This window comes from Rathayibacter sp. AY1D5, from assembly GCF_002932515.1.
GTDB lineage: Bacteria > Actinomycetota > Actinomycetes > Actinomycetales > Microbacteriaceae > Rathayibacter.
This window is the reverse complement of the sequence record NZ_PSVU01000022.1, coordinates 18,427-44,690: the sequence shown is the minus strand read 5'-3', so window position 1 is coordinate 44,690 and position 26,264 is coordinate 18,427. Positions and strand designations below refer to the sequence as shown.

The window sequence follows — 26,264 nt, the reverse complement described above, 5'->3', positions numbered from 1 at the left end:
CGGGCCCTCCCGCAGCGGCGACGGCCGCCGGAGCGGGGCGGCGCGCCTCCGGGGAGCGCCGCCCCGAGGACCTCAGACGGTGACCGGCTCCGGGAACAGCGAGTCCAGGAGCGACGCCACCCACTGGATGAGCGCCCGGTCGCCGAGCGGGACGCCGTCGAGCACGGGCATCGGCACGACGACCGCGTCGGCCTGCTGCAGGTACTTCGCGGTCGGGTACATCCGGCGCAGGCGCACCTGGATCGAGTCGGGCAGATGAGCGGGAGCCACGCGGACGTTCGAGCCCATCGCGACCACGTCGCTCAGGCCCGCCTTCTGTGCGCGCATCCGCAGCCTCGACACCAGGATGAGGTTCTCGACCGCCTCGGGCAGCTCGCCGTAGCGGTCGGTCAGCTCCTCGACCACGAGGTCGATGCTCCCCTCCTTCGCCGTCGGCGACGACGCGGCCGACAGCTTCTGGTACGCCTCCAGGCGCAGCCGCTCGCTGTCGACGTACTCCTCCGGGATGCGCGCGTCGACGGGCAGCTCGAGCCGCAGCTCCGTCTGCCCCTCGGCGACCTCGCCGCGGAAGGTGTCGACGGCCTCGCCGATCATCCGCAGGTAGAGGTCGAATCCCACGCCCTGGATGTGCCCGGACTGCTCGCCGCCGAGGAGGTTGCCCGCACCGCGGATCTCGAGGTCCTTCAGCGCGATCTGCATGCCGCCGCCGAGGTCCGAGTTGGCGGCCAGGGTCTGCAGCCGGTCGTGCGCGGTCTCGCTCAGCGGCTTCGTCTCGTCGTAGAGGAGGTAGGCGTAGGCGCGCTCGCGGCCGCGGCCGACCCGCCCGCGCAGCTGGTGCAGCTGCGAGAGACCGTACTTGTCGGCGCGGTCGACGATCAGCGTGTTGGCGTTCGGGATGTCGAGGCCGGTCTCGACGATCGTCGTCGACACCAGGACGTCGAACTTGCGCTCCCAGAAGTCGACGATGATCCGCTCGAGCTGCGACTCGCTGAGCTTGCCGTGCGCGACCGCGATCCGCGCCTCGGGAACCAGCTCGGCGAGCTGCGAGGCGACGCGGTTGATCGTCGAGACGCGGTTGTGCACGAAGAACACCTGGCCCTCGCGCAGGAGCTCCCGGCGGATCGCGGCCGACACCTGCTTCTCGGAGTAGGGGCCGACGAAGGTGAGGATCGGGTGGCGCTCCTCCGGCGGGGTCGCGAGGGTCGACATCTCGCGGATGCCGGTCACCGCCATCTCGAGCGTCCGCGGGATGGGCGTGGCGCTCATCGAGAGGATGTCGACGTTCTTCTTCAGCGCCTTGAGCTTGTCCTTGTGCTCGACGCCGAAGCGCTGCTCCTCGTCGATCACGAGCAGGCCGAGGTCCTTGAAGACGATGTTGTCGCTGAGGAGCCGGTGGGTCGCGATGACCATGTCGACGGTGCCGTCGGCCAGGCCCTCGATCGTCTCCTTCGACTCCTTCGCGCTCTGGAACCGGCTGAGCGCCCGCAGGTGGACGGGGAAGCCGGCGAAGCGCTCCTGGAACGTCTCGAGGTGCTGGCGGACGAGCAGCGTGGTCGGCACGAGCATCGCGACCTGCTTCCCGTCCTGGATCGCCTTGAACGCGGCGCGCACGGCGACCTCGGTCTTGCCGAAGCCGACGTCGCCCGAGAGCAGGCGGTCCATCGGGATCGGCCGCTCCATGTCGGCCTTGACCTCGTCGATGACGGTGAGCTGGTCGGGGGTCTCGGCGAACGGGAACGCCTCCTCCAGCTCGCGCTGCCAGGGGGTGTCCGGCGGGAACGCGTGCCCGCGGGAGGCCATCCGGGCGGAGTAGAGCTTCACGAGCTCGACCGCGATGTCGCGGACCGCGCGGCGGGCCTTGCTCTTGGCCTGCGCCCAGTCGCTCCCGCCCATCTTGCTCAGCGCCGGAGCCTCGCCGCCGACGTAGCGGGAGAGCAGGTCGAGCTGGTCCGTGGGGACGAGCAGCTTGTCGCCGGGGAAGCCGCGCTTGCTGGGGGCGTACTCGAGCACCAGGTACTCGCGGCGCGTCTTGATCGCGTTGCGGCCCCCGCTGGAGACCTCGCGCTGAGAGAGCTCCACGAACCGGCCGATGCCGTGGGTGGCGTGCACCACGAAGTCGCCGGGCGTGAGCTGCAGCGGGTCGACGACGTTCTTGCGGCGCGAGGCGAGCTTCTTCACCGCTCGGGAGTCGTAGCCGACGGTGCGGCCGTAGAACTCCGTGTCGGTGAGCAGGGCGAGCTTCGCCTCCTCCACCTCGAAGCCGTGATCGACGGAGGCCTGGACCACGTAGGCCAGACCCGTCTCGAGCCCGGCGGGGAGGTCGGCGACGATGCGGGCGGCGACCTCGTGCTCGGCGAGGACCTGGTCGGTGCGCTCGACCGTGCCGGTGCCGGGCGCGGTCAGGACCACGGTCCAGCCGTCGGCCAGGCGCGCGCGGACGTGGGCGAGGGCGCCCTCGACGCTCGCTCCGAATCCGGGGACCGGCTCGCCCTCGACGCGGACGGCGAGGATCTCGTCGATCCCGAGCTCCTCCGGCAGCACCTCGGCCTCGCCCGCGGCGGGGCCCTGGCGGAACGTGCTCATCGTCCACCAGGGGTGGTCGGGAGCGTCGGCGCCCGGGGCGCTGAGCTTCACGGAGTCGCGGAGCGCGCCGAGCGAGATGAACTCGCCCGAGGCGAGGTCGATGGGGGCCTCGGCGCCGGCGGTCGCCGCGCTCCAGGCCGCCTGCAGGAACTCGCGGTTCGTCTCGGCGAGGCTGATCGCCCGCGTCGCCACGCGCTCGGGGGCGAGGACCGCGACGGCCGCCCCCTCGGGCAGGTAGTGCGAGATCGGGACCAGCCGCTCCAGCAACGCGGGGGCGAGCGACTCCATGCCCTCGACCGGGATGCCCTCGGCGATCTTCGCGAGCATCGCCGACAGGCTCGGGAACTCGTGCAGCATCTCGCGGGCCCGCTGCCTCACCGCGGGCACCAGCAGCAGCTCGCGGCTCGGCGGGAGGACCACCGAGTCGGCCTCGCCCGGGAGCGAGCGCTGATCGGCCACGGAGAAGCCGCGGATGGAGTCGACCTCGTCGCCGAAGAAGTCCACTCGGCTCGGATGCTCGGCCACCGCGGGGAAGACGTCGAGGATGCCGCCGCGCACGGCGAACTCGCCGCGGCGCGTGACCATGTCGACCCGGGCGTAGGCCAGGTCGACCAGCTCGGCCGAGATGCGGCCGAGGTCGTAGCCGCGGGCGCCCTTCACGAGTCGGATCGGCTCGATGTCGGCGAGGTTGTCGGCGACCGGCTGCAGCGCCGCGCGCACGGAGGCGACCACCACGAGGGGCCGCTCGCCGGACCACTGCTTCATCCGCCGCAGCGCGTCCAGGCGCCGCCCCACGATCTCGGCGCTCGGGCTGAGGCGCTCGTGCGGCAGCGTCTCCCACGCGGGGAACTCGACGACGTCCGCATCCGGCAGCATGCAGCCGAGAGAGGCGCGCACGTTCTCGGAGTCGCGGCCCGTGGCCGTGACCACCAGCGCCGCCTGCGGGCGTCCCGCCTCCGCGCGCCTCTCGATCAGGCCCGCGAGCAGGGGGACCCGGAGGCCGTCAGCCACCGAGAAGTCGGCGTCCCGCACCGCGTACGCGAGAGCATCGTCGAACGTGGAGGCGCGCGACAGCGCCGAGATGATCTCGTTGAGGGGCACGGGTCCAGTTTACGGCCGCCCCGCGGGCCGACCGCCGAGGGAACCCCGAACCGTCGAGGGAGCCCGGGGCTGCGATCTCCCTCGCCGGTTCGGGGCTCCCTCGGTGGAGGGCGGGTCAGGCGCTGGTGTGGAACTTCAGCTGGGCGGCGGAGAGGCCGGAGTCGGCGATGAGCTCGACGGCGTCGGCGGCGTCCGAGACCAGGATCGGGAGCGCCTCGCGCTCCGGGCCGGCGAAGTCCTTCAGCACGAAGTCGGCGGCCTGCTGGCGGCCCGGCGGGCGGCCGATGCCGACCCGCACGCGCAGGAACTCGGCTCCTCCGGTCGCCGCGAGGATGTCGCGGATGCCGTTGTGCCCTCCGTGACCGCCGCCCTGCTTGAGGCGCAGGGTGTCGAAGGGGATGTCGAGCTCGTCGTGCACGACGATCAGGTGCGCCGGGTCGATCGAGTAGAAGTCGAGCAGCTGCGCCGTCGGCCCGCCGGAGAGGTTCATGAAGCTGTTGGGCTTGCCCAGCACGAGCTTCGGCCCGCCCGGGCGGAGGAAGCCCTCGGCGACCACGGCGTTGGCGCGGTTGTGCCGGCGGAACGAGCCGCCGATCCGCGTCGCGAGCTCGTCGAGCACCATCTGGCCGACGTTGTGCCGGTTGCGCGCGTACTGCGCTCCCGGGTTGCCCAGTCCGACGACCAGCCAGGTGTCACCCATGTCGTTCCTCTTCCTCGGGGGCGGCGGAGGGACTCCCCCGCCGGACGCGGAACGGGCCCGCCGCGGCTGCGAGCGGGCCCGTTCCCGGGGTGGTGCGGACTACTCCGCGGTCTCGGCGACGACGTCGCCCGAGGCCGGGGTCTCGTCGTCCTCGCCCAGGTCCTGCTCGACCTCGGCGGTGACGTTGACGATGAGCACCTCGGCGTCGGTGACCAGCGTGGCGCCCTCGGGGAGCGTGACGTCAGCGGCGGTGATCTGCGTGCCGGCCTCGAGGCCCTCGACGGAGACGATGATGTTCTGCGGGATGCGCGTGGCGTCGACCTCGAGCGAGAGGGTGTTCGACTCGATCGAGACGAGGGTGCCGGGAGCGGCGTCGCCCTCGACGTGCACGGGAATGTCCACCTCGACCTTCTCGCCCTTGTTGATGACGACGAGGTCGATGTGCTCGATGATCTGGCGCACCGGGTCGCGCTGGATGTCCTTCACCAGGGTGGTCTGCGCGGCGCCCTCGATGTCGAGCTCGAGGATCGCGTTCGCCTTGCGGGTGAGCAGGAGCACCTGGTGGCCCGGGAGGGTGAGGTGCTGGGGCTCGGTGCCGTGGCCGTAGAGGACCGCGGGGATCTTGTCCTGCGCGCGGATCTTGCGGGCGGCGCCCTTGCCGAACGAGGTGCGGACCTCGACGACGACCTTGTTGGTCAGTTCAGCCATGATGTTCTCCTTGGGCGGCGCGCACGCCACCGGATCGGGTCGTGGCCTGCGGCCACGGACGGTTTGTCGACTCGAACGCATGTCAGCGTGAGGAGAAGTCCGTGGCGCCCCGTGGGGGCCTCGCCTGCTTCCACCGCGTCGATCACGGATGCACGTGCATCCCTCGCCGAAGTTCAGCTGCCGATCCTACCCGGCATCGCGGCCGCCCGCCAGCAGGCGGTCACGCCGCCGGACTCGTAGCCGGACGTCCAGGCGGACCGCCTACCGTGCGGGTATGACGAGCGACGACTTCGGCTCCTACGTCGAGAAGAACGGCTTCCACCGCGACACGAACTACATCCCGACGCGGATCACCGCCGACGGCCGCGACGGGTACCCGGTGGAGGCCGGGCGCTACCGCCTCGTCGTCTCCCGCGCCTGCCCGTGGGCGAACCGCGCCGTGATCGTGCGTCGCCTGCTCGGGCTCGAGGACGCCCTCTCGATGGGCATCTGCGGGCCCACCCACGACAAGCGCAGCTGGACCTTCGACCTCGACCCGGGCGGGGTCGACCCGGTGCTGGGCATCCCCCGCCTCCAGGACGCGTTCTTCGCCCGCTTCCCCGACTACCCGCGCGGGATCACCGTCCCGGCCCTCGTGGACATCCCGAGCGGCCAGGTCGTCACCAACGACTACCCGGTGATGACGCTCGACTTCTCCACCGAGTGGACCGCGTTCCACCGCGACGGCGCCCCCGACCTCTACCCCGAGGAGCACCGCGAGGAGATCGACGAGATCGCCGAGCTGGTCTTCCACGACGTGAACAACGGCGTCTACAAGTGCGGCTTCGCCGGCTCGCAGCGCTCCTACGACCGGGCCTACGACCGCCTCTGGGCGCGGCTGGACTGGCTGGAGGAGCGGCTGAGCACCCGCCGCTACCTGGTCGGCGACACCATCACCGAGGCGGACGTGCGGCTCTTCACGACGCTCGCCCGCTTCGACGCCGTCTACTACAGCCACTTCAAGGCCAACCGGAACCTGCTGTCGGCGATGCCCGCGCTCTGGGGCTACGCGCGCGACCTGTTCGCCACTCCGGGGTTCGGCGACACGATCGACTTCACCCACATCAAGTCGCACTACTACGAGGTGCAGCGGGACATCAATCCGACCGGCGTCGTCCCCAAGGGCCCGGACCTCTCCGGCTGGCTCGTCCCCTCGCGCCGCGAGGAGCTCGGCGGCCGCCCGTTCGGCGACGGCACTCCCCCGCCGCCGCCGATCCCGTCGGAGCGCGTCCCCCTCGGCCACGGCGCCTGACCGGCTCCGGTCGCGGTCGTCGCGGCGCGCGCAAGACCGTGCGCGCGCCGCACGACCGATGTGCAGCCGGGAGACGGCTCGGACCCGAGCTCCCCGGAGCGACCCGGGGCTAGCCTGGGCTCGCCCCTGAACGCGAACGTCGAGGAGAACCGTGTCTGACAAGCCCACCGCCACAGCCAACATCGGAGTCGTCGGTCTGGCGGTGATGGGCTCGAACCTCGCCCGCAACCTCGCCAGCCGCGAGGGCAACACGGTCGCGGTGTTCAACCGCTCCTACGGCCGCACCGAGACCCTCATCACGGAGCACCCGGAGGCGGGCTTCGTCGCGTCCGAGACCATCGAGGACTTCGCCGCCTCGCTCGCCACCCCGCGCACCGCGATCATCATGGTCCAGGCCGGCCGCGGCACCGACGCCGTGATCGAGCAGCTGACGAAGGTCTTCGAGCCCGGCGACATCATCGTCGACGGCGGCAACGCGCTCTTCACCGACACCATCCGCCGCGAGAAGGCCGTCCGCGAGACCGGCATCCACTTCGTCGGCACCGGCATCTCCGGCGGCGAGGAGGGCGCGCTCAAGGGCCCGTCGATCATGCCCGGCGGCTCGGTCGAGTCCTACAGGACCCTCGGCCCGATCCTCTCGTCGATCGCCGCGGTCGCCGAGGGCGAGCCCTGCGTCACCCACATCGGCACCGACGGCGCCGGCCACTTCGTCAAGATGATCCACAACGGCATCGAGTACGCCGACATGCAGCTCATCGCCGAGGCGTACGACCTGCTCCGCACCGTCGGCGGACACGAGCCCGCCGCCATCGCCGAGGTCTTCGACGCCTGGAACAAGGGCGACCTCGAGTCGTACCTCATCGAGATCACCGCCGAGGTGCTCCGCCAGGTCGACGCCGACACCGGCAACCCCTTCATCGACGTCGTCCTCGACCAGGCGGGCTCGAAGGGCACCGGCGTCTGGACCGTGCAGAACGCGCTCGACCTCGGCGTCCCCGTCGGCGGCATCGCCGAGGCCGTCTTCGCCCGCGCCGTGTCCTCCCACCCCGAGCAGCGCGAGGCCGTGCAGGCCCGCGTCACCTCGCGCCCGACCCCGGTCGAGAAGTACGAGGGCTTCGAGGACGACGTGCGCGCCGCGCTCTACGCCTCCAAGGTCGTCGCCTACTCGCAGGGCTTCGACGCGATCATCGCCGGGGCCGAGAAGTACGGCTGGGAGATCGACAAGGGCGCGGTCGCCAAGATCTGGCGCGCGGGCTGCATCATCCGCGCCCAGTTCCTCAACCGCATCGTCGACGCTTACGACGAGAACGCCGGCATCACGACCCTCCTCGAGGACCCGTACTTCGCCGAGGCCGTCGCCAACGGCGAGGCCGCCTGGCGCCGCATCGTCTCGACCGCCGCGCTCTCGGGCGTGCCGATCCCCGGTTTCGGCGCCGCGCTGTCGTACTACGACTCGCTCGCCTCCAAGCGCCTCCCGGCCGCTCTCGTTCAGGGCCAGCGCGACTTCTTCGGAGCGCACACCTACAAGCGCGTCGACAAGGAGGGCACCTTCCACACGCTGTGGTCGGGTGACCGCACCGAGGTCGAGCAGGACCCCTCCACGCACTGACCCGCGTCGCACGGGAAGGCGTCCCCGCCCGCAGGATCCACGGATCCTCGGGCGGGGGCGCCTTCCTCGTTGCGGAGAGAGCTCCCCTGTCGTCAGCGGAGCCGGGCGGTGGCGTCCGGCTCCCCGAGCGGGCGCTCGACGCCCGGGCCGGCTGACCCCTCAGGTCCGGAACGCCCGCGCGATCAGAAGCGCCGCCAGGAGCACCGCTGCGGCGGCCGCCGTGGCCGCCGGGAGGGCGAGCAGGAGCAGCAGCGAGACCGCGGCCGACGCGAGGGCGGGCCCGCTCGCCCCGGCCGCTCCGTGGTCGAGGCGCCGCACGATGGTCGCCACCAGCAGAGCGGCCACGGCGAAGGCGAGCAGCGCGTCGGCGTCGAGGATCACGACCGCGAGCACGGCGACCAGGCAGAGGACGAGCTGGGCCGCCGCCGGCACGCCGGTCCTGCGGTTCCTGGTGGCGAGCACTGCCGGGATCTCCCCCGCGCCGGCGAGACGGACGAGGGCGCGCGCATCCCTCCTCCCGAGGTCGAGGAGCGCGAGCAGGACCGCGATCACCGCGGCGGCCCCGACGAGCCCGGACGCGGGCGTGCCCCGGGTGACAGCGCTCAGGGGGGTCTCCGAGGACGCGAGGACCTCGGGACCGGCCGCCAGGAGCAGACCGGTGCCGAGCGCGGCGGCGGCCGCCGTGGCGATCCCGATGCGCAGCAGGGCGGGGCGGAGAGCCGTCACCGCGCCGGAGCGGGAGGTCGGCAGGAGGATCAGGAGCAGCGCCGCGGCGGTGCCGGCTCCCAGCGGCCCTCCGTCGCGCAGCGGGTCGAGCGGCGCGGGGTCCGGACGGGACGCCAGCACGAGCACGGCGGCGGCGGCCAGCAGGACGACGACCGCACCGACGAGGAGCAGGACCGGGCGGGCGGGGAGGCGCCCGCCGCGCAGACCGAAGAGCGCGACGGCCACGAGCAGCAGGACGGCCAGGGGCCGGGCCGCTCCCCCGAGGACCGACTGGGCCGCGGTCAGGGCCAGCGCGGCCGAGGCGAAGGCGCGCCCGACGATCCCGAGCCACTCGGAGGAGGGGCCGTCGTGGACGGTGCGCCCGGCGTCGGCGACGGCGCCCAGGGCCGCGGCGGCCGCCACGACGGCGAGCCCGAGGAGCAGCCACCAGCCCGCCACCGCGGCGGCCGGCGACCAGACCAGGAAGACCGCCGCCAGGGCGAGGGTCGCATCCGAACGCTGGGGCACGGCCTCACCCTAGGCGGTGGAGCCGGGGCGGGACCCGGGTGCGCCGTGCAGGGCGCACCCGGGGCGCGGGGTCCTACGCGTCGCCGTCGAACATCGACGTCACGGAGCCGTCGTCGAAGACCTCGTGGATGGCGCGGGCCAGCAGCGGAGCGATGGGCAGGATCGTCAGGCGGTCCCACGTCTTCTCCGCCGGCAGCGGCAGGGTGTCGGTGACGACGACCGAGTCGATGAACTCGGAGCTCAGGAGCTCGACCGCCGGATCCGAGAAGACGGCGTGGGTGGCCGCGACGACCACGCCGATCGCGCCCGCCTTCTTCAGCGCCTCGGCCGCCTTCGCGATGGTGCGCCCGGTGTCGATGAGGTCGTCGACGAGGAGGCAGACGCGGCCCTTCACCTCGCCGACGATCTCGTGGACGGAGACCTGGTTGGCGACCTTCGGGTCGCGGCGCTTGTGGATGATCGCCAGCGGGACGCCGAGCTTGTCGCTCCAGATGTCGGCGACGCGGACGCGGCCCATGTCGGGCGAGACGATGGTGAGGGTCGAGGGGTCGAGCTTCTCGCGGAAGTGCTCGAGCAGCACCGGCATCGCGAAGAGGTGGTCGACGGGGCCGTCGAAGAAGCCCTGGATCTGCGCCGCGTGCAGGTCGACCGACATGATCCGGTCGGCTCCCGCCGCCTTGAAGAGGTCCGCGACGAGGCGGGCCGAGATCGGCTCGCGGCCGCGGCCCTTCTTGTCCTGGCGCGCGTAGGGGTAGAAGGGGGCGACCACGGTGATCCGCTTGGCGGAGGCGCGCTTGAGCGCGTCGACCATGATCAGCTGCTCCATCAGCCACTCGTTGATCGGGGACGTGTGCGACTGGAGGACGAACACGTCGCCTCCGCGGACCGACTCGCCGTAGCGGACGTAGAGCTCGCCGTTGGCGAAGGTGCGCCCCTCGGTCGTGACGAGCTCGGTCCCGAGCTCGGCGGCGACCGCCTCCGCCAGTGCCGGATGCGCCCTCCCCGAGACGAGGACCAGGCTCTTCTTGTTGCTGGCGGTGATGCCGGTCACTGTGCTCCGCTTCCTCCGGTGGGCGCCTGGTCGGATCCGGTGGGATCCGACGCCAGGGCCGCCTCGGCGGCGTCGGCCGCTGCGGTGCCCGGACGGTGGGTCTGCACCCACCCGGCCATGTTGCGCTGCGGAGCGACGGTGATCCCGAGGGCTCCGGCGGGGATGTCCTTGCGGATGACCGTGCCGGCGCCCGTGTACGCTCCGTCACCGATTCTAACGGGGGCGACGAAGACGTTGTGCGACCCCGCACGCACGTGCGAGCCCACCACGGAGGACGCCTTGCTCACCCCGTCGTAGTTGGCGAAGATCGAGCCGGCGCCGATGTTCGACTCCTCGCCGATGACCGCGTCGCCGACGTAGGAGAGGTGCGGGACCTTCGATCCCTCGCCGATGACGGCGTTCTTGGTCTCGACGTAGGTGCCGATCTTGCCGCGGGCGCCGAGCACGGTGCCGGGGCGGAGGAACGAGAACGGGCCGACCTGGGCCTTCGCGCCGATGACGGCGAGCGTCGCGTCGGAGCGCTTCACGACCGCGTCCTCGCCGACCTCGCAGGAGTCGAGCGTGGTGTCCGGGCCGATGACCGCACCGGTGGCGATGACGGTCGGGCCCTTGATCTGCGTGCCCGGGAGGATCTCGACGTCCGGGGCGAGGACCGCGTCCACGTCGATCCAGGTCGTCGCCGGGTCCTGGATCGTGACGCCCTCGAGCTGCCAGCGGCGCACGATGCGCGCGTTGAGCTCGAGCGCCGCGTCGGCGAGCTGGGCGCGGTCGTTGATCCCGGCCACGAGCCAGCGGTCCTGCACGGGGACGGCCTCGATCGCGCGGCCGGCGGCCTTGAGCGCGGCGGCGGCGTCGGTGAGGTACTTCTCCCGCTGGGCGTTCTCGGTGCCGATCGCGCCGATGACCGAGCGGAGCGCGGCGGCGTCGAAGGCGTAGACGCCGGCGTTGATCTCGGTGAGGTCGAGCTCGTCGGGGCTCGCGTCCTTCTGCTCGACGATGGAGGCGAAGGCGCCGTCGCCGCCGCGGACGATCCGGCCGAAGCCGGTCGGGTCCTCGAGCACGCAGGAGAGCATGGTGAGCGCGTTCGCCGCGGCGAGGTGCTCGTCGAGCAGGCGGCGGAGGGTCGGCGCGTCCAGCAGCGGGACGTCGGCGCTCAGCACGACGACCGTGCCGGCGAAGGACTCCGGGAGCGCCGCGAGGCCCTGCTCGACCGCGCGGCCGGTGCCGGGCGTCTCGTCCTGGTCCACCACCAGCGCGGAGGGGGTGTGCTCGAGGACGGCCTCGGCGACCCGGTCGCGCTCGTGGCGCACCACGGTGACGACGTGCGCCGCGTCGAGCGAGGCGGCCGTGTCGAGCACGTGCCCGAGCAGCGGCCTCCCGGCGAGGCGGTGCAGGACCTTCGGGGTGCGGGACTTCATGCGGGTGCCCTGGCCTGCCGCCAGGATCACGACGGCGAGCGTGCTGTCTGCCATGTTCTTCGCGTTCTCCTCCGTGAGCGCACCGTCCTGGTGCCGCTCCGCCACCAGGATTCGAACCTGGACCGGACAGCTCCAAAGGCTGCCGTGCTGCCGTTACACCATGGCGGACCGCGCGATCGCGCGCCGTCCATCCTGCCACCCCCGCGCCCCCGGCCCCGCCTCGGGCGCGGGCGGCCGTCGCTCGGGCGGACGACGGCGGCCCGGGAGGTCCCCGCCTCCCGGCCCGTCCGCCTCCCGGCGTCCCCCGAGCCGCCCAGCCGCCACAATGGACGGGTGAGTGCGAATGACGAGGTCGACGGGATCGTCGACGCCTGGGTCCGGGAGCGGCCCGATCTCGACTTCACGCCGCTCCAGGTCTTCTCGCGGATGCGCCGGCTGGCCAAGCAGCTCGAGCGCGCGCGCGGCAGCGCCTTCGGCCGGTCGGAGCTCGAGACGTGGGAGTTCGACGTGCTCTCGGCCCTGCGGCGCGCGGGCGCGCCCTACCGGATGAGCCCCAAGCAGCTCCTCCAGGCGACCATGGTCACCAGCGGCACCATGACCAACCGCATCGACCGGCTGGTCGAGCGCGACCTGGTCGAGCGCCTCGACGACCCGAACGACGGGCGCGGCGTGCTGGTGCAGATGACGCCGTCGGGGCTCGCCCGGGTCGACGCGGCGATCACCCGCCTGGTCGACGCGGAGCAGGAGCTGCTCGGCGCGCTCACCCACGCCCAGCAGGAGCGGCTGGCGCAGCTCCTCCGGAAGCTCTCCCTCGACTTCGGCTGAGCCGGTCGGTACGGGCCCGCGACGGCGGCCCGCCCACGCGGTACGGGACAGCTGCCGGTGCCGCGGAGAAAAGCGGCGTCAGCCCTCGAGCTGCTCCGAGAGCTCCAGCCAGCGCAGCTCGAGCTCGGCCGTCTCGTCCTCGTAGGCTCGGAGCGAGGCGTTGAGCGCCAGGATGCCGTCGTAGTCGTCCTGGTCGTGCGTCGCCATCTTCTCGTGCACGGTCTTCGTCAGCTGCGTGAGCTTGTGCAGGCGCCGGTCGATCGCCGACACCTCCTTCTCGGCGGTGCGGCGCTCGGCCCCCGCGAGTCCTCTCGACGCCGGCGCGGCGGAGGAGGAGCCCGACGAGGCCCCCGCGGGCGCGCCCTTCTCGAGCGCGCGGCGCAGGTCGAGGTACTGCTCGACTCCGCCGGGCAGGTGGCGGAACGCGCCGTCCATCACGGCGTACTGCTGGTCGGTGACGCGCTCGAGCAGGTACCGGTCGTGCGAGACGACGAGGAGGGTGCCCGGCCAGGAGTCGAGCAGGTCCTCGATCGCGGCGAGCATGTCGGTGTCGAGGTCGTTGGTCGGCTCGTCGAGGATCAGCACGTTGGGCTCGCTGAGCAGGATGAGCAGGAGCTGGAGTCTCCGGCGCTGACCGCCCGAGAGGTCCTTCACCGGCGTCGAGAGCTGCGCGCTCGAGAAGCCGAGCCGCTCGAGCAGCTGGCCCGGGGTCATCTCCTTGCCGCCGATGGAGTAGCTGGTGCGCTGCTCCGCGATGATCTCGCGGACGGGCCGGTGCTGGACCCCGGTCAGCTCGCGCAGCTGCTGGTCGAGGATCGCGACGCGCACGGTGGTGCCGCGCTTCACCCGGCCGCTCGTCGGCTCCACGCTGCCCGCGACCAGGCCGAGGAGGGTCGACTTGCCGGCGCCGTTCACGCCGAGGATGCCGGTGCGCTCGCCGGGCGCGATCCGCCACTCGATGCGGTTGAGGACGGTCCGCTCGCCGTAGCGGACGGTGACGTCGAGCAGGTCGACGACGTCCTTGCCCAGGCGGGAGACGGCGAGCTGCGAGAGCGAGACCGAGTCGCGCACCGGGGGCTCGTCCTCGATCAGCTGGTTCGCGGCGTCGATCCGGAACTTGGGCTTCGCCGTGCGGGCGGGGGCGCCGCGGCGGAGCCAGGCGAGCTCCTTCTTCATCAGGTTCTGGCGCTTGGCCTCCATGGTCGACGCCATCCGGTCGCGCTCCACGCGCTGCAGGATGTACGCCGCGTACCCGCCCTCGAACGGCTCGACGAGACGGTCGTGCACCTCCCAGGTGGCGGTGCAGATCTCGTCGAGGAACCACCGGTCGTGGGTGACGACCGCGAGCCCGCCCGACGACGCCGCCCAGCGGCGCTTGAGGTGCTCGGCGAGCCAGGCGATGCCCTCGACGTCGAGGTGGTTGGTGGGCTCGTCGAGGAAGACGACGTCCCAGTCACCGACGAGCAGCTTCGCGAGGGCGACCCGGCGCCGCTGCCCGCCCGAGAGGGAGCCGACCACTCCGTCCCAGGGGACGTCGCGCAGCAGGCCCGCGATCACGTCTCGGGTGCGCGCGTCGCCCGCCCACTCGTGCTCCTGGAGCCCGCCGACGACGGCCTGGGCGACGGTGAGGTCCTCATCGACCGTGTCGGCCTGGTCGAGCATCCCGAGCGTGACGCCGCGGCGGTGCGTGACGCGGCCGCTGTCCGGCTCGATGCGCTGCGCGAGCAGGCGCAGGAGGGTCGACTTGCCGTCGCCGTTGCGTCCGACGATCCCGATGCGGTCGCCCTCCTCGATCCCCAGGGAGACGTCGTCGAAGATCACGCGTGTGGGGTACTCGAGTCGCAGCGCCTCGGCGCCCAGCAGATGTGCCATAGGGATCCAGCCTAGGCGGTGCCGCCTGAGCGGTCCGCCGCGGGTCGATCACAGTGCGGCCGGGTCGCGGCCCCCGGACCTCAGCCCGCGGGTGCCGGCTCCGAGACGGACACCGAGCGGCGGTGCAGTCCCGTGGCACCGTCAGGAGCGGGCGGGCGCTCGACCGTGGTCTGCACCGTGCCGCCCGCGTCGGTGGCGCGCACGGTCACGACGTGGTCGCCGGCCGTCGCGTCCCACTCGAGGACCCACTGGATCCACGTGTCCGCGGTGACCTGCTCGGCGAGGCGCGCCTCCTGCCAGGCGCCGCCGTCGATCTGCACCTCCACCTTCGCGATGCCGGTGTGCGGCGCCCAGGCGACTCCCGCCACGGCGACCGTCCCCGCCTCGACGGGCTGGCCCTGGCGCGGCACATCGATCCGCGACTCGATCTTGATCGGACCGCGCTCGGTCCAGCCGCGCGTCGACCAGTACGCCAGGTCCTCCGCGAAGGTCGTGACCTTCAGCTCGACGACCCACTTCGTCGCCGAGACGTAGCCGTACAGGCCGGGGACGACCATCCGGACGGGGAAGCCGTGCTCGACCGGGAGCGGCTCGCCGTTCATCCCGACGGCGAGCAGGCTCGCGCGGTCCTCGTCCTGCAGCACGTCGAGCGGGCTGGAGGCGGTGAAGCCGTCGATGCTCCGCGAGAGCACCATGTCGGCGCCGGCGGTCGGGCGGGCCCGGGCCAGCAGCTCGCGGATCGGGTAGCCCAGCCAGAGCGCGGTGCCGATAAGGTCGCCGCCGACCTCGTTGGACACGCAGGACAGGGTGACCAGGTGCTCCTCGAGCGGCAGCGCGAGCAGCTCGTCCCAGGTGATCTCGATCTCCTCCTCCACCATGCCGGTGATCTTCAGCGACCAGTCGGCGGGCTCGACCGACGGCACCGAGAGCGCGGTGTCGATCCGGTAGAACGAGGCGTTGGGAGTGACGTAGGAGCTGATGCCGTCGATGTCGTCGAGCACGGCGCCGGCCGGGACGGGCGCGGCGGCCGAGGCGGGAGCCGGCAGGGACACGGCCTCGCGCACGGCGGTGACGGCGGCGGAGGCGGACGTGAGGAAGCGGGCGCCGATGCCGGCGGCGACCGCGGCTACTCCGGCGATCCCGACCAGGCGGAGGAACGACCGGCGGTCCGGGGAGTCGCTCTCGCGCTCCTCCTGCCAGTCGCGGAGGCGGACGGAGGCCGAGCGGAGCACCGCGGCACCGGCCACCATGCCCACGACGCTCGGCGCCGCGTCGATCCCGGACGCGCCCTCGCGGCTGACGGCGGCGAGCGCACCGGCGCCCGCGACGACGGCCAGCAGCAGCACGCCGAACGGCGGGCGGCGGTACTCGAGGACTCCCGCGCCGACGGCCAGCAGCGCGATCGCGAGGCCGATCGAGACCAGCAGCACGAGCTTGTCGCCGGTGCCGAAGAGCGCGATGACCGTGTCCTTCACGCCCGGGGGCACGATGTCGATGACGAACCCGCCGACCGCGACCAGCGGACTGCCGCCCGATCCGGTGAAGACCGCGACGACCTCGGCGGCCGCGAGGGCGACGACGGCGGCCACGATCCCGGAGAGGATCGCGAAGAGGGTGGCTCGACGGGACATGAGCGGCACTCTAAGCCACGAGGTCGGAACTTCTCTGCGGACCGTCTGTGGAGGGCGCCGGGCGCGAGGCTCGCGGGCCCCGCTCCGGAGGCACCGCCTCCGCGACTAGGTCGAGAGCAGGCGAGCCCCGTGGACCGGGCCGGACACCCGCACGGCGCTCAGCCGCGCGGAGCTCAGCTCGCGCTGCAGGTCGGCCGCCGCATCGGCGTCCGGAGCGAGGAACGCGACGGTCGGGCCGGACCCCGAGACGAGGCCGCCGAGCGCTCCGCGGCCCTCGCCGAGCTCGAGGATGCGGGCGAGCCCGGGCTGCAGGTGCAGCGCCGGCGCCTGCAGGTCGTTGTGCATCGCGTCGGCGAGCATGGCGGCGTCGCCGGCGCGGAGGGCCTGCAGCACGTTGGGATCGATGGCGGGGGTCGCCGAGATCGGGCGGAAGTCGTGCAGGTGGCGCTCGCGGTGCCGGTCGAGCTCGCTGTAGACCTCGGGGGTCGACAGGCCCTCCTCCGAGAGGACCAGCACCCACTCGAAGCGGCCCTTGGCGAGCGCCGGGCTCAGCTCGTCGCCTCGGCCGACCCCGATCGCAGTGCCGCCGGTGAAGGAGAAGGGGACGTCGGCGCCGAGGCTCGCGGCGATGCCCAGCAGCTGCTCCCTCGTGCACGCCGTGCCCCAGAGCGCGTCGCAGGCGAGCAGGGTCGCGGCCGCGTCGGCCGAGCCGCCGCCCATGCCGCCGGCGATGGGAACGTTCTTCTCGATCTCGAGGTGCACGCCGCCGCGGTAGCCGGTCGCCCGGGCGAGCGCCCGAGCCGCCTTGATCGCGAGGTTGGAGCCGTCGACGGCCAGGCGGGAGGTGTCGATCGAGCCCGAGAAGGAGACCGAGAAGTCGGCCGCCTCCTCCGCGAACACGTCCTCGTAGAGGGAGAGCGACTGGAACGCGGTGGCCAGCTCGTGGTACCCGTCGTCGCGAACGGCGCCGACCTTCAGGAACACGTTGATCTTGCCGGGCGCCCGCGCGTGGACCCGGTTCGACGTCGCGCGGTGGGCCATGCATCCACGCTACAGGGTGGCGGAGGCGCCCTCGTCCGCACCCGGGGCGGGCTCCCCGTCGCCGCCCGCGTCGTCCCCGTCGGTCTCCGCCAGCGACCCGTCGGGCACCGCCGCGCCGCGCACGGGGACCCGCGCCGGATCGAGCTCGCGGCCCAGGCGGACGAAGGCGGCGACGTCCAGCTCCTCGCCGCGCGCGGTCTGCGGGACGCCGGCGCGCTCGAGCGCGACGATCGCCGCGGCGCTGTCGCCGAAGAGGGTCGCGAGCGACTGGCGGAGCATCTTCCTCCGCTGCGCGAACGCCGCGTCGACGACCGCGAAGACGGCGCGGCGCAGGGTCTCGTCGCCCGGCTCCTCGCCGCGGTCGAACGCGACGAGCACGCTGTCGACGTTCGGCACCGGCCAGAAGATCTGACGCGAGACCGCGCCGCCCGTCGTCCAGGAGCCGAACCACGCCGCCTTGACGCTCGGGCCGCCGTAGACCTTGGAGCCGGGACCGGCGGCGAGCCGGTGCCCGACCTCGGACTGCACCATCACCACTCCGGACCGGATGCTGGCGAAGTGCTCGAGGAAGTGCAGGAGCACCGGCACCGAGATGTTGTACGGGAGGTTGGCGACGAGCCGGACCGGATCCCCCGGCAGGTCGAGCACCTTCATCGCGTCGGCGTGCACGACCGCGAGATCGGCGCCCGGCGCCATCAGCTCGACGGTGCGCGGCAGCTGCTCGGCGAGGCGCCCGTCGATCTCGACGGCCACGACCTGCGCGCCCGCCTCGAGCAGGCCGAGGGTCAGCGATCCGAGGCCGGGGCCGATCTCGACGACGGTCTCCCCCGGGCGCACCCGAGCGAGCTTGACGATGCGGCGGACCGTGTTGGCGTCGTGCACGAAGTTCTGGCCGAGCTTCTTGGTCGGCGTGACGTCGAGGAGGCCCGCGAGGTCGCGGATCTCGGCCGGGCCCAGCAGGCGCGGGATCGCGGCGCCCGTCGGCTCGGCGGCGTGGCGGCCGCTCATGCGAGGGGTCCGACCGGCTCCGTCGGCTCGGAGCCGACCTCGCCGCCCCACTCGCCGTACACGGCCTCCGTGTTCGACGCGATCGTCGCGGCGAGGTGGCCGACGTCGGTCTCCAGGGTCGCGGCCATCGAGCGCAGGGTGTGCGGGAGGAGGTAGGGCGCGTTCGGGCGGCCGCGGAAGGGCGACGGAGTGAGGTACGGCGCGTCGGTCTCGACCAGGATGAGGTGCCGCGGAGTCGCGACGAGCGCCTCCCGCAGCGGCTCGGCGTTCTTGAACGTCACGGTGCCGGCGAAGGAGAGGTACCAGCCCTCGTCCGTGCACATCCGCGCCATCTCCGCGTCCCCGGAGAAGCAGTGGAAGACGGTGCGCTCGGGGGCGCCGACGCGGCGCAGGGTCTCGATGACCTCGCGGTGCGCGTCGCGGTCGTGGATCTGCAGCGCGAGGTCGTGCTCCTTCGCGATGCGGATGTGCTCCTCGAAGGAGCGGAACTGCGCGGCGCGGCCGCTCTCGCCGGTGCGGAAGAAGTCGAGCCCGGTCTCGCCGATGGCGCGCACCCGCGGCTGCTCCGCCAGCTCGGCGATCACGGCGAGGGCGGCGTCGAGCTCGCCGCGCTGCTCCAGCTCGGGCGCCTCGTTGGGGTGGATCGCGACGGCGGCCAGCATGCGCGGCTCGCTCGCCGCCTGCTCGGCCGACCAGCGGCTCGTCTCGACGTCCGTGCCGACCTGGACGACGCCGCGGACGCCGACGGTGGAGGCCCGGTCGAGCTGCTCGCGGTGGTCGAGCGGCTCGAGGCCGTCGGCGATCTCGAGATGCGTGTGGTTGTCGTAGACGGGGACGACGAGCGCCTCGGGCAGCGGCGGGTACGTCAGGTCGCGGCCGGACGAGGCCTCGCGGGAGCGGACGTGCTGGCTGTCGGTCATGCGCTCCAGGCTACCGGGAGGGCTCGCGCGGGCCGGAGTCCCGGGTGGACGAGGGCCGAGAGGCGGCCGCTGAGGCGCCCTGAGCGGATCGGGTCAGCACCCGATCGGATCGGGACAGCCCGCCTCCCGCGCCGCCGGGAGGCTGGAGCCATGACAGACACCGAGCTCCTCGCCCCTTCCGCACCCGGCTCCCTCGCCGGGCGCCACGCCCTCGTCACCGGATCCTCGAGCGGGATCGGCGCAGCCATCGCCCGCCGGCTCGCCGGGGCCGGCGCTCACGTCCTCGTGCACGGACGCGACCCCGAGCGGGTCGGGTCCGTCGTCGGCGGCATCCGCGCCGACGGGGGCACCGCCTCCGCGCTCGTCGCCGACCTCGCGGGCACGCCGGAGGAGACCCGCGCCGTTGCCGAGCGGGCGCTGACCCTCCTCGACGGGCGGATCGACGTCCTCGTCAACAACGCCGGAGTGTTCCCGGTGGGGCCGACCGCCGACCTCAGCGACGCCGATGTCGAGTCCCTCCTCACCACGAACATCCGCGTGCCGCACCAGCTCGTCGCGGCGATCGCCCCGGCCATGGCCGAGCGCGGGAGCGGAGTGGTCGTCAACATCACCTCGTGGATGGGACGGGTGGGAACGCCGGGAACCGCGCTCTACCCCGCGACCAAGGCGGCGCTGGAGCACCTCACGCGGGCGTGGGCGGCCGAGTACGGCCCGAGCGGCGTGCGCGTCGTCGCCGTCGCGCCCGGCGCGACCCTCACGCCCGGCAACGAGCACGCCGCGGCGATCCTGGAGCAGATGACCGCGTCCACCCCCGCCGGCCGGCCCGGACGTCCGGACGAGATCGCCCTGGCCGTGCGCTGGCTCGTCTCGGACGAGGCCTCGTACGTCCACGGCACGACGCTCGACGTCGACGGAGGCATCGTCGGCGCCCGCGTCTGACGCCGCGGCACGCGCCGCTCGGAGTCCCCGCGACAGCGCCCGCCGCTCAGTGGATCTGGACGAGCGGCCCGGGGTGGAGCGCAGCGTCGGCCGCGGGGGTCGTCTCGTAGGCGCGTCGGTAGTCGCGCCCGAAGTGCGACGCGCTCGCGTAGCCGACCGCGGCCGCGGCCTGCGCGGCGGTGTCGCCCCGGACCAGGAGCAGCCTCCTGGCCTCCCCGAGGCGGAGCCGCCGCAGGTAGCCCAGCGGCGACATCCCGGTCAGCTCGCGGAAGCGGCGGGTGAGTGTGGGCACGCTGGTGCCCGCCTCCGCGGCGAGCGCGCCGAGGGTCCATCCGCGCGAGAGCGACGCGCTCATCGCCTCGACCGCACGGGAGACGGCCTCCGAGCGGACGGTGCTGGACGCGGCGAGCAGCCGGGGCGCCTGGTCCGTCTGCAGCAGCCGCAGCACGAGCTCGCGCGTGATCGCGGGGGCCAGCACCGGGATGTCGGCGGGGGCGTCGAGCAGACGGAAGAGTCGGCGCAGCGAGTCGGCCATCTCCTCCGTGACCGTGCCGATCCGCGGGGCGGGAGCCCGCGGGGCCGTCCGGGGGGCGAGCGCCGCGATCTCGGCCACCACGAGCGGGTCGAGACGCCAGTTGGCCGACAGGAAGTCGCCGCGGTCGCCGGTCTCCACGACGGCCGCCACCACCGGCAGGTCGACGGGGGGTGATCAGGAAGCGGCCGGCGCCCCACCGCTCGTCGGAGTCGCCGACCACCGAGCGCTTCCGGCCGGCCAGCACCAGGCTGAGGGTCGGCGGGAACCGCGTGTAGACGAGCTCGGTCGGAGCGGTCACCCGGTGCAGGCGCAGGGCGAGCGCGGCGGCGCGCTCGGGGTGCCCGACGTGGCGCCGGGTGAGCTCCGCCGCCTGCTCGAGAGCGTCGAGGACCTCGCGCGTCATGTGCGCCCCCACGGAGCGGCGGGCCGTTCGCACCCGGCCCCTCGCGTTCGGATCGCGGTCATCGTGCACTCCCCTGCGGATCCTCCGCCGGCGACTCCGGGCCGCTCGGCTGGTCGGTCCACAGGTCGAGGCGCGGCCGTCAGGACGCGGGAGCCTCGATGCGCGGGAAGAGCGCGGCGAGCGTGCCGACGGTGGTGCCGACGGGGAGGACTCCCCACCGGCCCGCCTCGCGGATCGGCTGCGCGGTGAGGGCGCCCAGCGACTCCGTCACGCCGAGCGCCTCCCAGAGGGACGCCGTCGCGCGCGGCACGACCGGCGAGAGCAGCACGGCCAGGGCGCGGAGCCCCTCCGTCGCGGTGTAGAGCACCGTGCCGAGGCGCTCGCGCTCCTCGCGCTTGGCCAGCGCCCACGGCTCCTGCTCGGTGATGTAGCCGTTGAGCTCCTCGACGATGCTCCACACGGCGGTGATCGCGTCGTGGATCGCGAGTGCGTCGATCGACCGGTCGGCCGACGCGGCGGCCTCGGCGACGATGCGCTGCACGCGCTCCTCCGCCTCGGTCGGCTCGCCCGGCGCGGGCACGACGCCGTCGTAGTAGCGGTGCAGCATCGCGACGACCCGCGAGGCGAGGTTGCCGAAGCCGTTCGCGAGCTCGGACTGGTAGCGCGCCGACAGGTCCTCCCACGAGAACGAGCCGTCCTGGCCGAAGGTGATGGCCCGGAGGAAGTAGTAGCGGAAGGCGTCGGAGCCGAAGGTGTCGGTGATCTGCTCGGGCGCGATGCCGGTGAGCTTCGACTTCGACATCTTCTCGCCGCCGACCAGCAGCCAGCCGTGGCCGAACACCTGCCGGGGCACCTCGAGGCCCGCGGCCATGAGCATGGCGGGCCAGATCACGGCGTGGAAGCGCAGGATGTCCTTGCCGACGATGTGGGTCGCGGGCCAGCGGCGCTCGAACTCCGCCTCGTCCTGGCCGTAGCCGACCGCGGTGATGTAGTTGAGCAGCGCGTCGAACCAGACGTAGACCACGTGCGAGTCGTCCCACGGGACCTTCACGCCCCAGTCGAAGCTGGAGCGGGAGATCGACAGGTCGGCCAGGCCCTGGCGGACGAAGCTGACGACCTCGTTGCGCGCCGACTCGGGCTGGACGAAGTCGGGACGCTCCTCGTAGAGCGCGAGCAGCCGCTCGGTGTACTCGCTCATCTTGAAGAAGTAGTTCTTCTCCTTCAGCAGCTCGACCGGCTTCGAGTGGATCTTGCAGACGTACTGGCCGTCGTAGTCGCCGGTGCCCTCCTCGAGGTCGGACAGCTGCTTGTACTCCTCGCAGCCCACGCAGTAGTAGCCCTCGTACTCGCCGGTGTAGATGGCGTCCTCGTCGTACAGCTTCTGCAGGAACTTCTGGACGTTGACCTCGTGCCGCGCGTCCGTGGTGCGGATGAAGTCGTCGTTGGCGATGTCGATGGTCTCGAGCAGCGGCTGCCAGGCGGTCCTCACGAGGCGGTCGGCCCACTCCTGGGGGGTCGTGCCGTTGGCGGTGGCGGTGCGGAGGATCTTCTGGCCGTGCTCGTCGGTGCCGGTCAGCAGCCAGGTGTCGTCGCCCGCCTGGCGGTGCCAGCGGGTGAGCACGTCGGCGGCGACCTCGGTGTACGCGTGCCCGATGTGCGGGACGTCGTTCACGTAGAAGATCGGGGTCGTGAGGTAGAAGGAGGCGCCGTCGGACATGGCGACCATCCTATTCACCGCGCGGCACCGCTCCCGGCGTGTGACGGAGGCCGTGGACGACCGGCCGCGATCGCCGCCGGGGAGGGAGCCCTCAGCCGCGGCGGGAGGCGAGCGCCGCCTCGTAGAGCGCGCGGCGCGAGAGCCCGGTGATCTCGGCGACCTCGGCCGACGCCTCCTTGAGCCGCGATCCGGCCTCGACGCGGGCCAGCACGTCGGCCAGCGCGTCCTCGAGCGACGCCTCCCTCGCGGGGGCTCCCTCGACGACCAGGCAGATCTCGCCGCGCAGGCCGTCGGCCGCCCACTCGGCCAGCTCGGCCGCCGTGCCGCGCCGGACCTCCTCGAACATCTTGGTGAGCTCGCGGCAGACGACGACGCGCCGCTCCGGGCCCATCGCCTCGACCAGGTCGGCGAGCGCGTCGCCGATCCGGTGCGGGGACTCGAAGAAGACCATGGTGCGGCGCTCGTCGACGAGCGCCCGGAAGGTCGAGACCCGCTCGCCGTGCCGGCGGGGCAGGAACCCCTCGAAGCTGAAGCGATCCGTCGGGAGCCCGGACACGGCGAGCGCCATGAGCACCGCCGAGGGACCGGGCAGCGCGGTGACCGCGACTCCGGCCGCCACCGCCGCCTCGACCAGGTGGTAGCCCGGGTCCGAGACCGTGGGCATGCCCGCGTCGCTCAGCACGAGCAGGTCCTCCTCGCGGGCCAGCTCCACCAGCTCGGCGGCGCGCTCGCGCTCGTTGTGGTCGTGCAGCGCGTAGAGGGCGGGCCGGTTCTCGACGCCCAGGGCGCGCATCAGCTGGATGGTCACGCGCGTGTCCTCGGCGGCGACGTGGCGGGCGGAGCCCAGCGCCTCCACGAGCCGGCGGGAGGCGTCGCCGAGGTTTCCGATGGGAGTGCCGGCGAGGATGATCATGCCGCCAGTCTCCCAGGCCGGGTCCGGGGCCTCCCGCCGCGGATCGCCGCCGTCCCGGGAGGAGGCGCCCCGTTAGCATGGCCGGGTGACGGACCGACCGCAGCGCGACTTCGACGACCTGCTCCTGGACGCGGCGGGATCGGCGCGCTCGGTCCCGGTGGAGCCCGCCGAGGCGTCCGCACCGCGGGAGCGCACCCCGCTCCCGGACGTGCCGCGCGGCTCCTGGTTCGACGACCTGCACGCCCGGCTCGTCGCCTCCCCCGCGCGCCGCCGGCTGTACGAGCTCGGACTGCCCTTGCTGGTGGTCGCCCTGGCCGCGGTGCTGCGGCTGTGGAACCTCGGCCACCCGCGCTCGCTCGTGTTCGACGAGACCTTCTACGTGAAGGACGCCTGGACCCTCTGGAACCTCGGGTTCGAGGGCGCCTGGCCCGAGAACCCGGACCCCGGCTTCGCGGCCGGCGACGTGGACACCTTCACGGGGGCGCCGTCCTTCGTGGTGCATCCGCCGCTGGGCAAGTGGATCATCGGGCTCGGGATGGGCGTGTTCGGCGCGGACGACAGCGTCGGCTGGCGCGTCGCGACCGCCGTCGTGGGGATCCTCGCCGTCGCGCTGGTGATCGTGATCGGCCGCCTCCTGTTCCGCTCCACCCTCCTCTCCTCCTTCGCGGGGCTGATGCTCGCGCTCGACGGCCACGCGATCGTGATGTCGCGGGTGTCGCTCCTGGACGGGATCCTGATGTTCGTCGCGCTCTGCGGGGTCGCGGCGGTGCTGCTGGACCGGCGCTGGGCCGAGCTGCAGCTGGCGCGGAAGGTGGCGGCGGGAGCGCTGCCGAGCTGGGGGCCGGTCCTGTGGTGGCGGCCCTGGCTGCTCGCGGCCGGCGTGCTCTTCGGCCTGGCCGCGGGCGTGAAGTGGACGGGCGTCTACTTCCTCGCGGCGTACGGCGTGTACGCGGTGGTCGTCGACGCGCTGATGCGGCGCCGCGCGGGCGTGCCGTTCTGGGGCAGCGGCGCGATCCTCAAGCAGGGTCCGGTCACCTTCCTCCTGGTCGTGCCGATCGCCCTGATCGCCTACCTCGTCACCTGGACGGGCTGGCTGCGCACCTCCGGCGGATGGGCCCGGCAGTGGGCGTCGGAGGCCCCCGGCAACGCCTGGACCGGGGCTCTGGCGTGGGTGCCGGACTGGGCGCAGAGCCTCTGGCACTACCACGTGCAGATGTACGACTACTCGATCAACCTGCGGGCCTCGCACCCCTACGAGGCGAACCCGCTCACCTGGCTGCTCATGCTCCGGCCGACCAGCATGTACTTCGTCGACCAGGCGACGGGCGTCGACGGCTGCACCGCCGCACGCTGCGACGAGGCGATCACCTCGGTCGCCAATCCGCTCATCTGGTACGCCGGAGTCCTGGCGCTGGTGTACCTCCTCTACCGGCTCGCGCGGTACCGGGAGTGGCGCGCCGGCTTCGTGCTGATGGGGATCGTCGCGGGCTACCTGCCGTGGCTGCTGTACCTCGACCGCACGGTGTTCCAGTTCTACTGCGTCGTCTTCGAGCCCTACATGATGCTGGCGCTGGCGCTGACGGCCGGGATGGTGATCGGGAGTCCGGGTGACGAGCGGAGGCGGCGCACCCGCGGCGTCCTCGTGGTGCTCGTCTTCGCGGTGGCGGCGGCGGCGCTGACGGCCTACTTCCTGCCGCTCTGGATCGGCGCGCAGACCTCCTTCACCTTCTGGCAGGCCCACATGTGGCTGCCCTCGTGGGTCTGATCCGGCGGCTGGGCCCGGGAGTCGCGGCCTGCGCCGTCGCGGCGGTGATCGCGGCCCTGCTGCACGCGACGGTGCCGGCAGTGCCGATGCTGACCGCGGCGGTCGCGCTCGGGATCCTCGTGGCGCAGCTGCCCGCGGCGCGCCCCCTGCTGAGCGGGGCGCTGGCGCCGGGCCTGAAGTTCTCGTCCCGCTCGCTGATGCGCACCGGCATCGTCCTGCTCGGGCTGAAGCTCTCGCTGATCGACATCGCTGCGCTGGGCTGGGGCGCGATCCTGGTCGTCGTCGGGATCGTCCTGGCCACCTTCGGCCTGACCTGGGCGCTGGGCCGGGCGCTCCGGCTGCCCGGGCAGGAGCCGCTGCTGCTCGCGGCGGGCTTCTCGATCTGCGGGGCCTCGGCGATCGGCGCGATGGCCGGAGCGACCCGGGCGAAGGAGCAGGAGCAGGCGACGCCGGTCGCGCTGGTGACGCTCTGCGGCACGCTCGCGATCGCGGTGCTCCCCGCCCTGCAGCAGCCGCTCGGGCTCTCCGACGTGCAGTTCGGGCACTGGGTCGGCGCCTCGGTCCACGACGTGGGCCAGGTGGTGGCGACGGCCCAGGTGGCGGGTGCGTCGGCGCTGGCCGTGGCGGTCGTGGTGAAGCTGACCCGCGTGGTCATGCTGGCGCCGATGGTCGCGGTGGCGGCGGCGGTCACGAGGCGCGGCGGCGGGACCGGCGGGACGCGCCCGGCGATCGTGCCGCTGTTCGTGGTCGGGTTCCTCGCCGCGGTGCTGCTGCGCACGCTCCTCCCCCTGCCGGAGGGACTGCTCGCCGCCGCCGACACCGCGCAGACCTGGCTCCTCGCCGCGGCGCTCTTCGCGCTCGGCAGCGCCGTCCGGGTGCGCGCGCTCGTGACGACGGGGTGGCGTGCTCTGCTCGTCGCCCTGGTGTCGTGGGCGGCGATCGCGGCGATGGGACTGGCCGCGGTGCAGCTGGCGCTCTGATCGGCGCTCCGATCCGCTCGA

Annotated in this window: 20 protein-coding genes and 1 tRNA gene; 6 read left to right on the top strand and 15 right to left on the bottom strand. The window is 73.1% G+C overall.

The genetic code is table 11. The annotated features are described in order from the left end of the window. Window positions 1-72: 72 nt before the first annotated feature. The 3 genes from mfd to C5C82_RS08585 all read right to left on the bottom strand — a co-directional run bounded on the left by mfd (window position 73) and on the right by C5C82_RS08585 (window position 5,092). The gene (mfd, locus tag C5C82_RS08595) at window positions 73-3,684 is read right to left on the bottom strand and encodes a transcription-repair coupling factor (RefSeq protein ID WP_104324660.1); all 3,612 of its coding nucleotides are present in this window, start codon (window positions 3,682-3,684) and stop codon (window positions 73-75) included. 115 nt (window positions 3,685-3,799) lie between these two features. Then, the gene (pth, locus tag C5C82_RS08590; protein ID WP_104222352.1) at window positions 3,800-4,384 is read right to left on the bottom strand and encodes an aminoacyl-tRNA hydrolase; all 585 of its coding nucleotides are present in this window, start codon (window positions 4,382-4,384) and stop codon (window positions 3,800-3,802) included. A 99-nt stretch (window positions 4,385-4,483) separates the two neighbouring features. Beyond that, the gene (locus tag C5C82_RS08585; protein ID WP_104354922.1) at window positions 4,484-5,092 is read right to left on the bottom strand and encodes a 50S ribosomal protein L25/general stress protein Ctc; all 609 of its coding nucleotides are present in this window, start codon (window positions 5,090-5,092) and stop codon (window positions 4,484-4,486) included. A gap of 274 nt (window positions 5,093-5,366) precedes the next feature. Here C5C82_RS08585 and C5C82_RS08580 point away from each other — a divergent pair, with 274 nt between their 5' ends. Next, a complete protein-coding gene (locus C5C82_RS08580) occupies window positions 5,367-6,383 on the top strand; it encodes a glutathione S-transferase family protein (protein WP_104226929.1) in 1,017 nt (338 codons plus the stop codon). Between the two features lie 151 nt (window positions 6,384-6,534). Beyond that, window positions 6,535-7,992, top strand: coding sequence for an NADP-dependent phosphogluconate dehydrogenase (gene gndA, locus C5C82_RS08575; RefSeq protein ID WP_104233684.1), 1,458 nt, complete (start codon window positions 6,535-6,537; stop codon window positions 7,990-7,992). A gap of 159 nt (window positions 7,993-8,151) precedes the next feature. Here gndA and C5C82_RS08570 read toward each other — a convergent pair whose 3' ends face one another. The 4 genes from C5C82_RS08570 to C5C82_RS08555 form a co-directional block, all read right to left on the bottom strand. After that, window positions 8,152-9,225 carry a hypothetical protein gene (locus tag C5C82_RS08570; RefSeq protein WP_104354921.1) on the bottom strand — a complete coding sequence of 358 codons (1,074 nt, stop codon included), beginning with the start codon at window positions 9,223-9,225 and terminating at the stop codon, window positions 8,152-8,154. A gap of 73 nt (window positions 9,226-9,298) precedes the next feature. Continuing rightward, a complete protein-coding gene (locus C5C82_RS08565; RefSeq protein WP_104250639.1) occupies window positions 9,299-10,276 on the bottom strand; it encodes a ribose-phosphate diphosphokinase in 978 nt (325 codons plus the stop codon). After that, complete coding sequence (gene glmU / locus C5C82_RS08560) at window positions 10,273-11,748, bottom strand: bifunctional UDP-N-acetylglucosamine diphosphorylase/glucosamine-1-phosphate N-acetyltransferase GlmU (RefSeq protein ID WP_104295534.1); 1,476 nt, start codon at window positions 11,746-11,748, stop codon at window positions 10,273-10,275. The genes C5C82_RS08565 and glmU overlap by 4 nt, the downstream gene beginning before the upstream one ends. A 42-nt stretch (window positions 11,749-11,790) precedes the next feature. Beyond that, window positions 11,791-11,862, bottom strand: a tRNA-Gln gene (locus C5C82_RS08555). Between the two features lie 165 nt (window positions 11,863-12,027). Here C5C82_RS08555 and C5C82_RS08550 point away from each other — a divergent pair. Beyond that, on the top strand, window positions 12,028-12,519 hold the full coding sequence (locus C5C82_RS08550) for a MarR family winged helix-turn-helix transcriptional regulator (protein WP_104222340.1): 492 nt from the start codon (window positions 12,028-12,030) through the stop codon (window positions 12,517-12,519). 78 nt (window positions 12,520-12,597) lie between these two features. On the opposite strand, the gene C5C82_RS08545 is transcribed toward C5C82_RS08550, so the two are convergent. The 5 genes from C5C82_RS08545 to C5C82_RS08525 all read right to left on the bottom strand — a co-directional run bounded on the left by C5C82_RS08545 (window position 12,598) and on the right by C5C82_RS08525 (window position 18,991). After that, on the bottom strand, window positions 12,598-14,391 hold the full coding sequence (locus C5C82_RS08545; protein WP_104295501.1) for an ABC-F family ATP-binding cassette domain-containing protein: 1,794 nt from the start codon (window positions 14,389-14,391) through the stop codon (window positions 12,598-12,600). 80 nt (window positions 14,392-14,471) lie between these two features. Continuing rightward, complete coding sequence (locus C5C82_RS08540; RefSeq protein ID WP_104354920.1) at window positions 14,472-16,022, bottom strand: molybdopterin-dependent oxidoreductase; 1,551 nt, start codon at window positions 16,020-16,022, stop codon at window positions 14,472-14,474. Window positions 16,023-16,127: 105 nt separating this feature from the next. After that, window positions 16,128-17,063, bottom strand: coding sequence for a 4-(cytidine 5'-diphospho)-2-C-methyl-D-erythritol kinase (locus C5C82_RS08535; RefSeq protein WP_104222334.1), 936 nt, complete (start codon window positions 17,061-17,063; stop codon window positions 16,128-16,130). Window positions 17,064-17,072: 9 nt separating this feature from the next. Next, complete coding sequence (gene rsmA / locus C5C82_RS08530; RefSeq protein WP_181134422.1) at window positions 17,073-18,071, bottom strand: 16S rRNA (adenine(1518)-N(6)/adenine(1519)-N(6))-dimethyltransferase RsmA; 999 nt, start codon at window positions 18,069-18,071, stop codon at window positions 17,073-17,075. Further along, window positions 18,068-18,991 (bottom strand): TatD family hydrolase, encoded by a 924-nt coding sequence (locus tag C5C82_RS08525; RefSeq protein ID WP_104222332.1) that lies wholly within the window; start codon window positions 18,989-18,991, stop codon window positions 18,068-18,070. Before C5C82_RS08525 ends, rsmA begins: the two co-directional genes overlap by 4 nt. Before the next feature lie 150 nt (window positions 18,992-19,141). Between C5C82_RS08525 and C5C82_RS08520 the strand changes: the two genes are divergently transcribed. Beyond that, entirely contained in the window at window positions 19,142-19,930 is a 789-nt protein-coding gene (locus C5C82_RS08520) for an SDR family NAD(P)-dependent oxidoreductase (protein ID WP_104354919.1), read from the top strand. 46 nt (window positions 19,931-19,976) lie between these two features. Here C5C82_RS08520 and C5C82_RS08515 read toward each other — a convergent pair whose 3' ends face one another. The 3 genes from C5C82_RS08515 to rsmI form a co-directional block, all read right to left on the bottom strand. Beyond that, a complete protein-coding gene (locus C5C82_RS08515; protein ID WP_258066039.1) occupies window positions 19,977-20,615 on the bottom strand; it encodes an AraC family transcriptional regulator in 639 nt (212 codons plus the stop codon). A gap of 392 nt (window positions 20,616-21,007) precedes the next feature. Next, the gene (gene metG, locus C5C82_RS08510) at window positions 21,008-22,585 is read right to left on the bottom strand and encodes a methionine--tRNA ligase (RefSeq protein ID WP_104274308.1); all 1,578 of its coding nucleotides are present in this window, start codon (window positions 22,583-22,585) and stop codon (window positions 21,008-21,010) included. 91 nt (window positions 22,586-22,676) lie between these two features. Further along, window positions 22,677-23,498 carry a 16S rRNA (cytidine(1402)-2'-O)-methyltransferase gene (gene rsmI / locus C5C82_RS08505; RefSeq protein ID WP_104226923.1) on the bottom strand — a complete coding sequence of 274 codons (822 nt, stop codon included), beginning with the start codon at window positions 23,496-23,498 and terminating at the stop codon, window positions 22,677-22,679. A gap of 85 nt (window positions 23,499-23,583) precedes the next feature. Here rsmI and C5C82_RS08500 point away from each other — a divergent pair, with 85 nt between their 5' ends. Together C5C82_RS08500 and C5C82_RS08495 are read left to right on the top strand one after the other, a co-directional pair. After that, window positions 23,584-25,263 (top strand): dolichyl-phosphate-mannose--protein mannosyltransferase, encoded by a 1,680-nt coding sequence (locus C5C82_RS08500; protein WP_258061305.1) that lies wholly within the window; start codon window positions 23,584-23,586, stop codon window positions 25,261-25,263. Next, window positions 25,254-26,243, top strand: a complete 990-nt coding sequence (locus C5C82_RS08495; RefSeq protein ID WP_258061304.1) for a YeiH family protein — start codon at window positions 25,254-25,256, stop codon at window positions 26,241-26,243. The genes C5C82_RS08500 and C5C82_RS08495 overlap by 10 nt, the downstream gene beginning before the upstream one ends. Window positions 26,244-26,264: the final 21 nt, after the last annotated feature.

Coding starts and splice junctions, on each gene's coding strand:
- pth (WP_104222352.1), bottom strand. CDS start 4,384: ATGGGTGACACCTGGCTGGTCGTCGGACTGGGCAACCCGGGAGCGCAG.
- C5C82_RS08585 (WP_104354922.1), bottom strand. CDS start 5,092: ATGGCTGAACTGACCAACAAGGTCGTCGTCGAGGTCCGCACCTCGTTC.
- C5C82_RS08580 (WP_104226929.1), top strand. CDS start 5,367: ATGACGAGCGACGACTTCGGCTCCTACGTCGAGAAGAACGGCTTCCAC.
- glmU (WP_104295534.1), bottom strand. CDS start 11,748: ATGGCAGACAGCACGCTCGCCGTCGTGATCCTGGCGGCAGGCCAGGGC.
- C5C82_RS08545 (WP_104295501.1), bottom strand. CDS start 14,391: ATGGCACATCTGCTGGGCGCCGAGGCGCTGCGACTCGAGTACCCCACA.
- C5C82_RS08540 (WP_104354920.1), bottom strand. CDS start 16,022: ATGTCCCGTCGAGCCACCCTCTTCGCGATCCTCTCCGGGATCGTGGCC.
- C5C82_RS08535 (WP_104222334.1), bottom strand. CDS start 17,063: ATGGCCCACCGCGCGACGTCGAACCGGGTCCACGCGCGGGCGCCCGGC.
- rsmA (WP_181134422.1), bottom strand. CDS start 18,071: ATGAGCGGCCGCCACGCCGCCGAGCCGACGGGCGCCGCGATCCCGCGC.
- C5C82_RS08525 (WP_104222332.1), bottom strand. CDS start 18,991: ATGACCGACAGCCAGCACGTCCGCTCCCGCGAGGCCTCGTCCGGCCGC.
- C5C82_RS08520 (WP_104354919.1), top strand. CDS start 19,142: ATGACAGACACCGAGCTCCTCGCCCCTTCCGCACCCGGCTCCCTCGCC.
- metG (WP_104274308.1), bottom strand. CDS start 22,585: ATGTCCGACGGCGCCTCCTTCTACCTCACGACCCCGATCTTCTACGTG.
- rsmI (WP_104226923.1), bottom strand. CDS start 23,498: ATGATCATCCTCGCCGGCACTCCCATCGGAAACCTCGGCGACGCCTCC.